The following is a 15,824-nucleotide window of genomic DNA, read 5'->3' as shown; positions in this document are numbered from 1 at the left end:
GCTCTCTAGTTTCTATAACATTATTAAATTACCCCATGAGTCAATATGAAAAATTTGATAAAAATCAATGAAAAAGCAAAAAAATGGAAAAAAATGCCTTAATGTTGTATTTAATTGACAGCTTGATGAAGTTCGTAAGTGAAACACAAGAGGTAAAATATTTCTTATGGTTTACAACAATTTTTATATTAAGCTGCTAAGTAGTCTCAAAGGAGATTATTAACATTATGGTTGGTCCCATTCTTGTTGCGAGTGAAGATTATGGAAGACGTATAGAACTTTCTTCTATGCTGCGAGGTTTTGGTTATCGTGTCATTGAAGCAGAAAATGGTCTCCGTACGATTGATCTTTTACACAGGCGTAAAAACATTGTGCTTGCACTCCTTGATGTCGTTATGAGTGATTTGAGTGTGAGCGATTTGATTAAAATGATTAGAGTTGCTGGTGTTTCTGTTCCTATTGTCGTTATAGCACAACAAGAGAATCAGCATTTACTCCAGAAAGCTTTAACAGCTGGAGCTATTGATTATTGGATCCATCCAGTAACATTATTACGTGTAAGAGTTACTTTGGATATCCTTGCTCTTATTTCTGCCTTGGAGCATGAGGTTCGAGATATTCGGCGAAAAAAAGAGAATCATTTACGGTTTTCTGATCTTTGCGTAAAAAGTAGAGCTATGCAGATAGTATTAGAACAATCGAGACAAGCAGCAACTTCTTTACAGAATCTTTTGATAGAGGGAGAAGCTGGAACAGGACGTGAGACATTAGCTCGGATTATTCATCATGAGGGATTATTTTCGGAGGGTGTTTTTGTTCGCTTTCAATGTTCAGCCATCGTTGATCCAGAAGAAGAAAATCAGCAGTGGTTTAAAGAATTCCTACCATTGGTTTCTTCTCTTGAAAAAGGGACACTTTGCCTTTGTGATATTGATCGACTTGAGCCCATACAGCAAAAACGGTTTGCTCATTACCTTAAAGAAAGGGAAAGGGATACAAAAGGAGATTTTTTTCCTTTTCGGATCATCGCTATTTCAACATCGCGTTTAAAGGACTTGGTTAATGAGAACTTTTTTTTGCATAGTTTGTTTGAACAATTTTCTCACTTGTCTATTAGCGTTCCTGCTTTACGAGAATTAAGGGATGATTTTCCAGAGATCACACAACGTTTGATTGATCGCATTATCACAGAAACAGGGCGATCACATGTCCATGGTTTAGCAGGCTCTGCTCTTTCCTTGCTTATGCAGTATGATTGGCCTGGCAATAGAAATGAGCTTGAAACCTTTTTATTTCGTGCGATTTTACTCAGTGAAGGACCGTTATTAACTGTTCGAGACTTTCCGCAATTAATGGGAAATTCATTAATGAATGTTCCCAATATCATTGAGGGTAATATGCAAGAAGATAATGAGCAAGAATCGATAAAATTTTTGAATACTGATGGGCATGTACGTACTTTTGCAGAAATGGAGCATGATATTATAGAGAAAGCGATTAAACATTATAAAGGACATATGAGTGAGATTGCGCGTCGCCTTCATATTGGTCGCTCTACACTTTATAGAAAAATGGAAGAATTGAGAGCAATAAGAAATCAAGAACGAAAATAAAATTCATAACAAATTTCTCTTCATGACAAGCATGCGTTTCAAAAAATAGAGTGAATTTTGATAAAGTCCGTGGGGGAAAGCTGAAGAAAACAATCATTTATTGTAAAATTTATCTATAGTGGATAATTTTGTTGATTTAAATCAAATATAAATTTTATGTGACTATTTTAATCGTTTGTTTCAATTTATACAATTTTAGTTAAGTTTACATTTATTAAAACAGAGAAGCATTTTTAAAAACTTTTAAATACTACCGCTAAAATTTTTGTATCATCAATATTAAATTTATACTCTCTTAAGCAAGAAGTGGCATTTTATCTGCTATACGATTAAGATAAAGTGATTAGTGTTATCGTTTGCATTACTGATGATGTGATAGTTTAAAATAGAAAGTTTGCCCTCTTTGACTCTTTTACAGATTGTTATTGGTTTTGTCCTCTTTTTTTTTATTGCATCTATGTTGGCAATCTACACCTATGGGCGTTTTGTGAAAAATGCTAGGGGAAAATGTTCTTATGCGTTACCTCTTCAGAAAGATGAAACTAAGCTTGATCGTATCGTCAGTCAATTAGCTGAGAAAGAAAATGGATTGGGGATTGATAAAGATGCCCTTTCCCTCATTATCAGCAATTTGGATGCGTTTTGTGTTCGGGCAATAGGAGCTGCAGAGGCTGGGCGTAGCCTTGATCTGATGTATTATATTTGGGATGATGATTTAACGGGGCGCCTATTATTAAGTGAAATAGTTGAGGCAGCTGATCGAGGGGTTCGGGTACGGCTTCTTTTGGATGATATTAATGCTCAGGCACGTGATCCAGCTTATATTGCGCTAGATAAACATCCTCACATTGAGGTGAGAATGTTTAATCCAGGGCGATCGCGTAAAGGTGGTTTACGCCGTGGTTTAGAAATTATATTACGGGCAATTACTGTAACACGTAGAATGCATAATAAAGCTTTTATTGTTGATGGCAGGGTCGCTTTTGTAGGAGGACGTAATCTTGCAGATTCTTATTTTGATGCTGGTAAAGAATCCCATTTTCGAGATTTAGATTTGATGTTAATCGGTCCTTCTGTTAAAAAGGTAGAAAGTATCTTTGATGATTTTTGGAATAGTGCTGTTGTTTTGCCAATTCATACTTTGGTTGTTCCTAAAAGCGCAAGTGATCTTAGCTATTGGAAAGATAAATTACGAAAGTTTCGTGATTCCAAAGTTGCAAAAGTTTATTTAGATTATGTCAAAGAGCACATTAACTTTAATTGTTTTATCCAAACAGGAAAGCGGTTATTTTTAGCAGACAAAGTTGTTGTTCTTTCTGACCCTCCAGAAAAAGCATTGCGTAAAAAAGCAAGTAATTGGCTTATGAAGGCACTTTCAAAGGTTATTGGAAATGCCCAAAAAACGGTTCAGATTACGTCACCTTATTTTGTTCCTGGTAAGGTTGGCACGCAGAATTTTAGTAATTTGGTTTCAAAAGGTGTTGATGTCAAAATTCTGACAAATTCTTTAGCAGCTACTGATGTAGCATTAGTGCATGGTGGTTATGTACCTTATCGTAAGGCATTGTTGAAAAGTGGTGTTAATCTTTATGAATTAAAAGCGGAAGGCAATACTCATGGGTTACGATTGTTTCGATCGAGTAAGGCAAGTCTACATGCCAAAGCTTTTTTAATTGATCGTAAAACAGCTTTTATTGGATCTTTAAATTTTGATCCAAGATCAGCATCATTAAATACAGAAATGGGCATTCTTTTTGAATGTGCTCCCATTACAGCAAGATTAGATTTGTTGTTTTCTGAAGAAACCACAGGGGAAATGAGCTATCATCTGCGTCTTGGTGATAATAATCGTATTTATTGGGATTTTATTGAAAATGAAAAAAAATATAGCATTGACTATGAGCCAGAAAGCAATTTTTGGCGTCGCGCATTTGCAAAAATAATAAGTTGGTTACCTATTGAATCACAATTGTAAATTTTTATAAACCACACTTAAAAAAATATTTATTTTTCTTTTCATTTTGTTTGTAGCATGGCATAATTTTTTGCCAATCTACCATGTATGAGAACCGCAGTTGTATTTTAAAGCTTCTTGCGGTGTTTTATTATAAAAGGAATTTTGATATGGCAAAGATTGTTGAAACGGGGACAGGTGCATTGGCACTGACTTTTGATGATGTACTTTTACAACCCGGTCATTCTCTTGTTATGCCTAGTCAAGTGGATCTCAGTACGCGCATTGCAGCGGATATTAAGCTCAATTTGCCATTGCTTTCTGCGGCAATGGATACGGTAACAGAATCGCGTTTGGCAATTGCTATGGCTCAAGCTGGTGGTCTTGGGGTTATTCATCGTAATATGTCTCCTGCAGAGCAGGCAGAAGAAGTTCGCCAAGTAAAAAAGTTTGAATCTGGTATGGTTGTTAATCCAGTCACCATTGGACCAGATGCAACACTTGAAGAAGCAAAATCTTTGATGCGCTCTCATGGTATTTCCGGTATTCCGGTTGTTGAAAATGGTGCTAAAGGTGAAACTGCTGGACGGCTTGTTGGCATTTTGACAAATAGGGATGTGCGTTTTGCATCGGATCCTAAACAAAAAATTTATGAATTAATGACGCATGAAAATTTAATCACAGTGCGTGAAAATGTTCAACTCAATGAAGCGAAGTATCTTTTACATCATCATCGTATTGAAAAATTATTAGTTGTGGATGAACAGAATCGTTGTGTCGGACTGATAACAGTTAAGGATATTGAAAAAGCAAAATTAAATCCAAACGCTGCCAAAGATTCACAAGGTCGCTTGCGTGTTGCAGCTGCAAGTAGTGTAGGGAACGATGGGTTTGAGCGGGCTGAACGATTAATTGATGCAGGCGTTGATATTCTAGTAATTGATACTGCACATGGACATTCTCAGCGTGTATTAGACACTGTTGAGCGTATTAAAAAAATGACGTTTTCTCCAGCTATTATTGCTGGTAATGTGGCGACTGCTCAAGCAACACAGGCTTTGATTGACAGTGGTGCGGATGCTATAAAAGTTGGGATTGGTCCTGGTTCTATTTGCACAACGCGAATTGTTGCAGGTGTTGGTGTTCCTCAGCTTGCAGCCATTATGAATGCTGCAGAAGTTGCTGAAAAAGCGGGCATTCCCGTTATTGCTGATGGGGGGATAAAAGCTTCGGGTGATTTTGCTAAAGCCTTAGCAGGTGGGGCTTGTGCTGCTATGATTGGCTCTCTTTTAGCGGGTACAGAAGAAAGTCCTGGCGAAGTTTATCTTTATCAAGGACGATCCTTTAAAGCTTATCGCGGCATGGGATCTGTTGGTGCTATGGCACGAGGATCGGCAGATCGCTATTTTCAAGATGATGTTCGTGATGAACTTAAGTTGGTTCCTGAGGGTGTGGAGGGGCAGGTGGCTTATAAAGGTCCTATAGCATCAGTTCTACATCAGCTTGCTGGTGGACTTCGTGCTTCGATGGGGTATGTTGGAGCAAAAGATCTCGTAGAGTTTCGTGAAAAAGCAACGTTTGTACGTATTACGAATGCGGGACTCCATGAAAGTCATACGCATGATGTTTCTATCACACGAGAGAGTCCAAATTATCGTGGGCCAGTTTAAAGATACAAGAGCCTAATATCATATTGCATAAATATAAAATTTGCCGAGAACAAGAAAGAGAGACTGCGCTTTTTCTGTTTGTAATTTGGTGTAATAATCCCAAAAAGGAAAGAATTAGAGGTTAAAACTCTAATTCTTTCTGTTAAGACTATATGAAATAAGTTATATAAAATTAGAATTAACTTTTTGTTGTCTTCCATCCAGTCTTTGACGCACGTTGGCGAGTGTTTGTCTGATCACTTTGAACGGATTTCTTTCCGTTGTTTGAGGGCATTGTATTATGACGGCTTTTAGACGAAGTTGTTTTTCCATTATTATAAGTCATTATTTTCTCCTTTAAAATTGTCTGGCAGTTGCCATTAGAGTAAAAACGGTCATGCCAAATAGTGGTTCCAAGCATTTTCTAAAAAGTTAATTTTTTGTTGAACGTAAGATGAGCTTGTTTAATTTTATGAGAAGATTTTTTCTATTGTTCAGACAATCCTCGTAAACTTTATTTTACGCCAATAAATTAAAGAGTTTGTTTTTTTCGTAATGCATGGCGGAAATAAGTTTTTTATGGATGGCTACGTATCTTTTAGTATAAGAGGTAGAAGGATAAAAAACGAATGGGCAGAAGATGAAAGGAAAAATTTAGATACTCTAAATTGGATCTTATAAAAAAGTATGATCAGATCGTTTTAAGATTGAATGTAAATTTTTTATGGCGTTGAGAAGGTTTCATTGGCAAGAAGGCGATAATATTATTTTTTAGATGATTTAAAATTTTATTATTTTAATGGGAGAAATGAATGCGATTAGGTGGGCGTTTGCAAGCAGCAATAGATGTTCTCACAGAGATAGAAATGAAGCATCGCCCAGTAGGAGAAGCTTTAAAGGATTGGGGTCTTTCTCATCGCTTTGCTGGAGCAGGTGATCGTGCAGCTATTGGTACAATCGTTTATGATGTTTTAAGACGACGTTATTCTTTACAATGGCGTATGGAGAGTGATGATATCCGAGATATCGTTTTTGGTGCCTTATTAGATTCTGGAAAAATGACGCTGGAGCAAATTGACGGTGAGTTGACAGAAGATCGGTTTGCACCGCAGTTATTAGGGGCTAAACAGCGTAAATCGTGGCAAGGTCAGCAATTAGTGGATGCTCCAGACTATATTCGTGGTGATATTCCGCAATGGTGTCAAGCGCATCTGCGTCCTTTATTTGGTGATAATTGGATCACTGAAGCGGCTGCGTTAGCAACGCGTCCTTCTTTAGACCTACGGGTAAATAACCTAAAGGCAACACCAGAAAAGGTGCTGAAAGAATTAGCAAAAACCAAACTTAAATCTTTTCCATGGTTTGGGCAAGCTTTAAGAATTGCACCGATTGAAAAGTTTAATCGTCATCCCAATGTTCAAGTGGAACCAGCTTTTCAAAAAGGACACTTTGAAATACAGGATTTAGGATCTCAAATTGTTGCTCACCTTGTGGAAGCGCAAGAGAGCATGCAGGTATTAGATTATTGTGCAGGTGCTGGTGGCAAAACATTAGCTTTAGCTTCCGATATGAACAATCGTGGGCAAATTTATGCTTATGATTCCGATAAAGCGCGCTTAGCTCCTATTTTTGATCGTCTTCGACGCGCTGGTGTTCGTAATGTACAAACACGAGCACAAAAAGAAGAATTGAAGCCATTAATAGGCCAGATGGATAGAGTTCTACTAGATGCACCATGTAGTGGGACAGGAACATGGCGTCGTCGTCCAGATGCGAAATGGCGTTTAACATTAGAACAAGTGAAACAACGCCAAACAGAACAGAGGGATATTTTGAATGAAGCGATAGCTTATCTTAAGCCAAATGGGCGCTTAATCTATATTACCTGTTCTCTTTTTACAGATGAAAATGAGGAACAAATTTCCCATTTCCTTCAACAACATTCTCATTTTTCTCCAATAGATATGCCAGCGCTTTGGCAGAAACATTTTAGTTTTTCTCCTGTGCAACCAGTTTTTTCAAATTATGGACTTACTTTGTCGCCAGCCACAACACAAACAGATGGGTTCTTTTTATCTGTGTTGCAAAAAAAACATTGATCCATATTTTTGCACTTTTTATCATAAACTTTACGAGAATAATCTTTTTCGTAAGAAAATAGGCTTGTGAAAAGAGAAAGATTAAATCATAACTCTCATGAGTTTTCTTTTACAATTGTTGATTGGTTTTCTATGAGCATATCACATCCAGACACTGTTCTTATTATTGACTTTGGTTCACAAGTTACACAACTTATTGCACGACGGGTACGAGCAATGGGGGTATATTGTGAAATTGCTCCTTTTCAATTGGCTTTAGAAGCTGTGCGCCGCATAAATCCTAAAGCTATTATTTTATCAGGGAGTCCTTATTCCGTTATTGATGAGGGCTCTCCGCGTGCACCAATGGAAATTTTTGAGGCGGGTGTTCCGATTTTGGGTATTTGCTATGGTGAACAAGTCATGTGTGTTCAGCTTGGAGGAAAGGTTGAAGCTGGACATGAGCGTGAATTTGGGCGTGCTTTTTTGGAAGTTCAAGAAGAGAGTGCCCTTTTTGATGGAGTGTGGGAAAAAGGTTCTCGTTATCAAGTATGGATGAGCCATGGTGACCGTGTGGCAGCTTTACCAGAAGGTTTTCGTGTCATAGGAACCTCAAAAGGAGCTCCCTATGCGGCTATTGCGGATGAAAAAAGACATTTTTATGCGGTACAGTTTCATCCTGAAGTTATCCATACACCGGATGGTACAAAACTTTTGCAAAATTTTGTTCATAAGATCTCTGCTATTAAAGGCAATTGGTCAATGGCTTCTTATCGTGAGCAGGCAATTGCTACGATACGACAAAAAGTTGGGAAAAGTCGTGTGATTTGTGGTCTTTCAGGGGGAGTGGATTCATCTGTTGTAGCGGTACTCCTTCATGAAGCTATAGGAGATCAACTGACATGTATTTTGGTAGACCATGGGCTGATGCGCAAGAATGAAGCTGAAGAAGTTCTCACGCTCTTTCGTGATCATTATAATATAGAGCTTATTCACGTTAATGCTGCTGATGTGTTTCTTAATGCTTTAAAAGGTGAGACAGATCCAGAAAAAAAACGCAAAACAATTGGTCGCCTTTTTATTGAAGTTTTTGAAGAAGAAACGAAAAAAATAGGAGGTGCAGAGTTTTTAGCACAAGGAACACTTTATCCAGATGTTATTGAGAGTGTGTCTGCTATTGGTGAAACGGTAACCATTAAAAGCCATCATAATGTGGGTGGGCTACCAGAACAGATGAAGATGAAACTTGTAGAACCGTTACGTGAGCTCTTTAAGGATGAGGTTCGCTCGCTAGGACGAGAGTTAGGGCTACCGGAGCAGTTTATTGGTCGCCATCCTTTTCCAGGTCCCGGCCTTGCAATTCGGTGTCCAGGTGCTGTAACACGTGAAAAATTAGAAATTTTACGCGAAGCAGATGCTATTTATCTTGAGGAAATCCGTAAGGCCGGTCTTTATGATGAAATTTGGCAAGCTTTTGCTGTTCTTCTTCCAGTTCAAACTGTTGGTGTTATGGGGGATGGTCGCACTTATGAATTTGTTTGTGCTCTTCGCGCCGTCACATCTGTAGATGGAATGACTGCTGATTTTTATCCTTATGATATGGCGTTTTTAAGTAAGACAGCAGCACGTATTATTAACGAAGTTAGAGGGATTAATCGTGTTGTATATGATGTAACCTCAAAGCCTCCTAGTACTATTGAATGGGAATAATTAAAATGAAGGATAAGTCTTTTAAGAATAAAATATGACTGAGGGTTTGATATTCGAAAAGTGTAGAAAAAATCATTTAAAAATGATTGTGTATTTTCATATGATATAAGCTTTTATCTGGCAATCTGTACGTCAATATCGTTTAAAATTGAGAAGTGTGGGATTTTGCATGTCTGAGAAAAAAATTGTTGCACACCGTGGAGGAGCTCATCTTTATCCTGAAAATACCCTTTCGGCATTTAATAATGCTATAGCGTTAGGTGTTGATGAAGTTGAATGCGACGTTCATTTGCTAAAAAGCGGTGAAGTGGTTGTCTTTCACGACTTCCGTCTAGACCAATTGGTTGGAAAAAAGGGGTATATTCACGACATTGATAATGAAACACGCAAACAACTCTGCGTAAAAGGAAGCCAAGAAGCACCTCCCTTATTAGAAGAAGTGCTTGATCTTTTAGCACCAACGAATGTTGCATTGCATCTTGAAATCAAGACATGCGGTGAAGTGGAGCGCGAAACAATATTATCCCAAAAAGCGCTTGCGCTAATAAAAAGCCGAAATTTATCAGAACGGGTTTCTGCTATTAGTTTTGATCCTTTTATCCTTCGTCCTTTTATTGAAGCAGGAATACCATCTGGTCCATGTGTTGATAATTTCGAAGGTGATATGTACCGTCATTTTTCTGAATGGAAGCAATTAGGTTATTCTGATCTAAGTTTAGATGGCTCTATTGTTTCACAGAACTTTATTGAATCAGCTCTTGAGGCTGGTTTTACTGTAGGGGTATGGACAATTAATGGAAAAGCTCGGTTATCATATTGGCTTGATATGCCTGTACATTATATTACGACAGATCAACCTGATCTCGCATTGCAATTGTGTGCACAAAGGTAAAAATACATCAACACAAAAGGAACTATATATCTTCATAAAGTTAGCGTAATGAAAGAAGAAAAATTATCTAATATACGACAATAATACATTGATTTATAATCATAATTAATATTTTATTCATGTGAGTAAGAGACCTTAATACGTAAGATTCTCTTATTTCAAATATTTTTACAATGAATCAATCAAAATCATTCGTTTGCACATTACAAGCAGGGTTGGTGTGTGGATAAAAAATGATTGAGAAAAGAATAAAAATATTCATTTAACGTATTTTAAATGCAAGATTTGTTGAAGCATTAGGATCGCACATGATGATGTCGTTTTGCACTTTTATGAAGTGTAAAAATGATGGCATACAAAAAGTCTTATATACTTTAATGGAGAGGCTTTAGGGCTTATTTTATAGGTGCTATCATGAAATGTAGATGTATTGAAAGATTTTTTAACAGCATGGAAATTGGTTATACAGTGTCATTTTGTTTTGCGTGAGGGGTGTGATCTTGTTACAGGGAAAGAGACTATTAAGCGCTTCAAAATGATTTTCTTAATTTTAAAAAAATTCTATTTGTCTCTTCTTTAAATTCAGTAGCAACATCGTGTTAAAGTTATAAGACAAATAATAAAAGAATAAACAATTCTTTTTAAAAAAGTAAATCCAGATATTAAAATAGTCATTGAAATGATATTTACGATCTATATCTTTTTACCAAGTGACTTTTCTTATTTAAGCCATCTCACTTTTTTCAGATAGTTACAAACGCGTATTTCGTGAATACATAAGAAAGCTTATAAAAGAAAATAAATAAATTTAAACAAATTCATTTGACCTTTAGGTGGTTCCTGTTTAAATGAGAGAATATGTTTCTGAAATAAAACTGTCATAGCATGTTCATGTGTAATACTATAAATTTAGGGGTAGTTTGTATTCCATCACTTCAGAAAGGGTGAAGCATGAGTCGTTTTTATCTTTCCATAGCGGCCACGGTTGCTATCATAATGTCCACAGCGGGGATGACAGAAAGTTTTGCACAGACAAAAATCAGCTTTTGGCATTCTATGAGTGGTGAATTAGGAAAGCAAACTGAAAGTCTCATTAACGATTTTAATGCAAGTCAATCTGAGTATAAAGTTGTTTCTTCATTTCGCGGTGAATATGAAGAGGGATTGATTTCACTCATTGCAGCATTTCGTGGAAAGAAACAGCCAGTACTTGCTCAAATTTATGACGTTGGTACTGGAACTATGATGGCTGCAAAAGGTGCAATCTACCCATTTTATCAACTTATGGCTGATACAAAACAAGAATTTGATCCTACAGATTATTTCCCTGCTATTAGTGGTTATTACTCCGATGAACAGGGACGTATCGTCTCTATGCCATTTAATATTTCAACACCCATCCTTTATTATAACAAAGATATCTTTAAAAAAGCAGGGCTTGATCCAGAACAGCCTCCTAGAACGTGGCAAGATATAGAAAACTTTTCCAAGAAAATTCTTGAGACTAAAGCGGCAACTTGTGGTTTTACAATGGCTTATGCCGCTCAATGGATTGGTATAGAAAATTTTTCAGCGTTGCATAATGTTCCTTTTGGAACGAAGGAAAATGGCTTTAAAGGACTTGATTCAGAACTTACATTTAATGGACCTTTACAAGTGCGTATGTGGACTGACCTGAAAAAGTGGTCTGATCAAGGTATTTTCCGTTATGGTGGTCCAGCAGGTGCATTAGATTCAACACCAATGTTTATGGCACAAAATTGTGCAATTTTTATGCAATCTTCAGGATCACATGCTGGAATTGTTTCTGAAGCTCAGTTTAATGTGGGGGTTGGTATGCTACCGTACTATAAGGATACAGAAGGAGCACCACAAAATTCAGTTATTGGGGGAGCTTCTATTTGGGCGTTTAAGGGCCATACTCCAAAGGAATATGCAGGGGCAGCCGCTTTTCTTAAATTTCTTTCAAAAACAGAAAATCAAGCAAAATGGCATCAGGAAACAGGTTATCTCCCAACCACAAAAGCGACTTATGAATTGAGCAAAAAACAACATTTCTATGAAAAAACGCCAGGTGCGGATATAGCTATCAAACAGATTAATCTTAATCCACCAACAGTTAACTCAAAAGGGATAAGATTTGGTAATTTACCACAAATTCGTGCCATTCTTGATCAAGAGTTGGAAGCTGTTCTTAGTGGTTCAAAAACGCCGAAAGATGGTTTAGATGAGACCGTTGAACGTGGAAATAAACTCTTGCGTGAATTTGAAAGATCTAATCATTAATTTCGTTTTATTGTTAAACATTAAAGACTCAACAAAAACGGTTGAGTCCTTTTTGTTTACTTTTTTAAAGTCTCTACATTTAAAGAGCCCTATGAATGCAAGAAAAACATGCATATTTTAAAAATAGTCTACTTTCTTACGGACTGCTTTTTCCTCAGCTTCTTGTGACTTTTTTGTTTTTCTTTTGGCCTGCTGCTCAAGCAATAAAATCATCTTTTGAGCGTGAAGACCCTTTTGGCTTTACAACAACCTTTATTGGTTTTGAGAATTATCTAACCGTTCTTTCTGATCCTACTTATCGGCAATCGCTTTTTACAACCGCAGTATTTTCCATCTCAGTTACTGTCGCTTCAATGACAATATCACTTCTCTTAGCTGTCTGTGTTGATCGTGTCATCCGTGCAAAAAAGGCTTATACAATGCTTTTGCTCTGGCCCTATGCTGTTGCTCCAGTATTGGCAGGTATATTGTGGCTGTTTATCTTTCATCCCACCATCGGAATTATCCCTTTTTTTCTCGAGAAAATAGGGGTGCTATGGAATTATCGTATTAATGGCACTCAAGCAATGATTCTTATTGTCATTGCGGCTAGTTGGAAACAAATTTCTTACAATTTTCTCTTTTTTCTTACAGGTCTTCAATCTGTTCCGCGTTCTCAAATAGAAGCAGCCGCCATTGATGGTGCTGGTCCCTTTAAACGATTTTGGACAGTGGTTTTCCCGCAAATTTCACCAACGACGTTTTTCCTTCTTATTGTCAATGTCAATTATGTTATGTTTGATACTTTTGGTATTATTGATAATACAACTTCTGGAGGTCCTGCGCGTGCAACGAGCATCCTCGTCTATAAAGTATATGACGATGGCTTTAGAAATCAAATAATCGGTGCATCAGCAGCACAATCAACAATATTGATGTTGATGGTTATTGTCTTAACGTTTATCCAGTTTCGCTGGATTGAGCGCCGTGTACAATATTAGGAAACAAATTATGGTTGAAAATCGCCCTGTTTTGAAATTTCTAACCCATATTATTCTCATTGTTGGTATTATCATTATTTGCTTTCCAGTTTATGTTGCTATCATTGCATCAACTCATAGTTCAGCAGCATTTAACTCAGGAACACTTCCTCTTTTGCCTGGGAAATATGCTCTGGAAAATTATAAAACAATCTTTGGTGATGGCCTTGCACAGCTGGGTTTGCCCAACCTCTGGCCACTCTTAATGAATTCATTCATTATGGCTCTTGGGATTAGCGTTGGAAAAATTATTATTTCACTTTTGTCTGCTTATGCAATTATTTACATGCGCTTTCCCTTCCGAAAAACTGCTTTTGTTCTTATTTTTGTTACATTGATGCTCCCTGTCGAAGTTCGTATTCTTCCAACCTATGAGATTGTTGCAAAATTGGGGATGGTCAACACCTATAGTGGAATGATTATTCCACTTATTGCATCTGCGACCGCTACATTTTTATTTCGCCAGTTTTTTTTGACTGTTCCAGATGAACTCTTAGAGGCGGCACGTGTTGATGGTGCAGGTCCAGTTAAATTTTTTAAGGATATTCTTCTTCCTCTTAGTAAAAGCAATATTGCTGCTTTATTTATCATTATGTTCATTTATGGATGGATACAATATCTCTGGCCTCTTATCATCACAACGGATCAAAATCATCAAACGATCCTTATTATTTTAAAACAGCTTATTGTCGAATCACTTCAACATGATCCTCAATGGAATATACTCATGGCAGTATCGGTTGTTGCCATGGTTCCCCCTGTTCTTGTTGTTATCTTCATGCAGCGGCTTTTTATCAAAGGCCTTATTGAAACGGAGAAGTAATTGTGGCCATAATCCAGTTATCAAATATAAAAAAACAGTATGACAACGGCATTCTGGTCATTGATGATTTAAACTTAACTGTTGCCGATAAAGAACTTCTTGTTCTTGTCGGTCCTTCAGGGTGCGGAAAATCGACCTTATTACGTATTATAGCAGGACTTGAACAAGTTACCTCAGGTGAATTATGCATTGATAACGAATGTATCAATGATCGTGAACCAGCTGATCGTGATATCGCTATGGTTTTTCAAAATTATGCCCTTTATCCCCATATGACAGTTCGTGGAAATTTAGAATATGGTCTTAAAAATCGTAAAACTCCTAAAGAAGAAATTAAAAAACGTATCGCACATGCTGCAAAGCTTTTGGAGATAGAACCATTTCTTGATCGTAAACCACGACAATTATCAGGAGGACAACGTCAGCGTGTTGCAATGGGGCGTGTGATTGTACGTCAACCCCGTGTTTTTCTCTTTGATGAACCTCTTTCAAATCTTGATGCAAAATTACGGGCGCAAATGTGTATTGAAATAAAAACACTACAGCGTTCATTAGGAACAACGAGCCTCTATGTTACCCATGATCAACTAGAAGCTATGACATTAGCTGATAGAATAGTCGTTTTGAATAAAGGAGCTATCGAGCAAATTGGAACACCAATGGAAATTTACGATACTCCAGCAACAACATTTGTTGCTGATTTTATTGGTTCTCCTCCTATGAATTTTCTTGATCGCTATGTCTTAGAACAACATTTAGGGCATTCATTTTCTTATGGTGAAGAAACTGATCTTTTAGCATTCAGACCTGAAATAATCTTATTGGGCGAACATCCAGATAAAGGGCCTGTCTTTCACACAAAAATTGAGCTTATCAAGCTTATTGGAACAGGTTGCCATGTTTTAACGCGTTGGAATGGTATCATCTTTACGATTGAAATAAAAGAACGCTTGACACACGACTATGGTCAAAAACTAAGTTTCACTGTTGCTCATCAGAATTTTCATACTTTTAATAAAAACACAGGAAAGCGCACAAATAATAAGTAAGCATTAATTGATGTGATACGACTCTCTTTTATGCTGCGTCATGATAATGGTGTGTTTTGACTTGCTCAATTACATTTACAAACTCAGGTTGTAACCGATGGGATTAAAAACAAAATTTTAACAGTTTTGGTAATGATCTATTGTCCCATAGCGCTGAGAATGTCAAAACATTTATATGAAGAAATTTTGCATTTTCACGGTCTGTAAGAAGAATATAATTTTCAAACATCATTTTCATTATAAAAAAAATATCAATATAGAATAAATCTTTATTAACCATATTTTTACTCATTTATAATTTTGTTATAAAAAACAACATATTATCATATGTTTCTTGATGTAATAATTTATGTGTATTATAAAAGTAAATGAGAGAAATAGAGAGAAAAAATGAGTTACAGATAAGGAAGGATGCGCCCCATATCTGAGCTTTGATCCCTAACATAAGAAGTCTATTTGATGCACAAAATACGACGCTGTTCTAAATAATCTCTACGAGAATAGGCGCATTCTATCTTACCGCTGGCCATATGATCTAAAATAGTTTCAGAGCTCCTATAAGAAGCATTTGTTTTTTTTACCAATCACATAAATTAGAGAGAAACCTATGCGCGCATGCTGCAAGTTTATTTTTTCTCGTGTAAATCACTATGCAATTCTCAGCAAGGGTATCTGATAAGTTGCAAAAAATCACTGAGAGATAGAAGGCGTGCTTGTTTTAGAATTTTCATTACTTTTAGCGATAAAAGCA

11 protein-coding genes are annotated in these 15,824 nt (G+C 36.8%); 10 read left to right on the top strand and 1 reads right to left on the bottom strand.

The window, feature by feature from the left end:
• The first annotated feature begins 227 nt into the window (after positions 1-227).
• The 3 genes from ACFINX_RS03120 (at position 228) to guaB (ending at position 5,237) form a co-directional block, all read left to right on the top strand.
• Entirely contained in the window at positions 228-1,613 is a 1,386-nt protein-coding gene (locus ACFINX_RS03120) for a sigma-54-dependent transcriptional regulator (RefSeq protein ID WP_375611848.1), read from the top strand.
• 403 nt (positions 1,614-2,016) lie between these two features.
• Positions 2,017-3,588, top strand: coding sequence for a phospholipase D family protein (locus tag ACFINX_RS03115; RefSeq protein WP_375613283.1), 1,572 nt, complete (start codon positions 2,017-2,019; stop codon positions 3,586-3,588).
• A 149-nt stretch (positions 3,589-3,737) separates the two neighbouring features.
• The gene (guaB, locus tag ACFINX_RS03110) at positions 3,738-5,237 is read left to right on the top strand and encodes an IMP dehydrogenase (RefSeq protein ID WP_375613284.1); all 1,500 of its coding nucleotides are present in this window, start codon (positions 3,738-3,740) and stop codon (positions 5,235-5,237) included.
• Between the two features lie 178 nt (positions 5,238-5,415).
• On the opposite strand, the gene ACFINX_RS03105 is transcribed toward guaB, so the two are convergent.
• A complete protein-coding gene (locus ACFINX_RS03105) occupies positions 5,416-5,562 on the bottom strand; it encodes a hypothetical protein (protein ID WP_375668323.1) in 147 nt (48 codons plus the stop codon).
• A 466-nt stretch (positions 5,563-6,028) separates the two neighbouring features.
• Here ACFINX_RS03105 and ACFINX_RS03100 point away from each other — a divergent pair, with 466 nt between their 5' ends.
• The 7 genes from ACFINX_RS03100 to ACFINX_RS03070 all read left to right on the top strand — a co-directional run bounded on the left by ACFINX_RS03100 (position 6,029) and on the right by ACFINX_RS03070 (position 15,073).
• A complete protein-coding gene (locus tag ACFINX_RS03100) occupies positions 6,029-7,315 on the top strand; it encodes an RsmB/NOP family class I SAM-dependent RNA methyltransferase (RefSeq protein WP_375627664.1) in 1,287 nt (428 codons plus the stop codon).
• Positions 7,316-7,447: 132 nt separating this feature from the next.
• The gene (gene guaA / locus ACFINX_RS03095; protein ID WP_375611844.1) at positions 7,448-9,004 is read left to right on the top strand and encodes a glutamine-hydrolyzing GMP synthase; all 1,557 of its coding nucleotides are present in this window, start codon (positions 7,448-7,450) and stop codon (positions 9,002-9,004) included.
• A gap of 169 nt (positions 9,005-9,173) precedes the next feature.
• Positions 9,174-9,896, top strand: coding sequence for a glycerophosphodiester phosphodiesterase (locus tag ACFINX_RS03090; protein ID WP_375611843.1), 723 nt, complete (start codon positions 9,174-9,176; stop codon positions 9,894-9,896).
• Between the two features lie 951 nt (positions 9,897-10,847).
• Positions 10,848-12,182, top strand: a complete 1,335-nt coding sequence (gene ugpB, locus ACFINX_RS03085) for a sn-glycerol-3-phosphate ABC transporter substrate-binding protein UgpB (protein WP_375618067.1) — start codon at positions 10,848-10,850, stop codon at positions 12,180-12,182.
• Positions 12,183-12,277: 95 nt separating this feature from the next.
• Entirely contained in the window at positions 12,278-13,162 is an 885-nt protein-coding gene (ugpA, locus tag ACFINX_RS03080) for a sn-glycerol-3-phosphate ABC transporter permease UgpA (RefSeq protein WP_375627662.1), read from the top strand.
• A gap of 10 nt (positions 13,163-13,172) precedes the next feature.
• The gene (ugpE, locus tag ACFINX_RS03075) at positions 13,173-14,024 is read left to right on the top strand and encodes a sn-glycerol-3-phosphate ABC transporter permease UgpE (protein ID WP_375613289.1); all 852 of its coding nucleotides are present in this window, start codon (positions 13,173-13,175) and stop codon (positions 14,022-14,024) included.
• Between the two features lie 2 nt (positions 14,025-14,026).
• Positions 14,027-15,073 (top strand): sn-glycerol-3-phosphate import ATP-binding protein UgpC, encoded by a 1,047-nt coding sequence (locus ACFINX_RS03070; protein WP_375613290.1) that lies wholly within the window; start codon positions 14,027-14,029, stop codon positions 15,071-15,073.
• Positions 15,074-15,824: the final 751 nt, after the last annotated feature.

Source organism: Bartonella sp. AP36NXGY, assembly GCF_042195865.1.
Lineage (GTDB): Bacteria > Pseudomonadota > Alphaproteobacteria > Rhizobiales > Rhizobiaceae > Bartonella.
The sequence above is the reverse complement of the archived record's forward strand: the minus strand, read 5'-3'. Positions and strand labels throughout refer to the sequence as shown.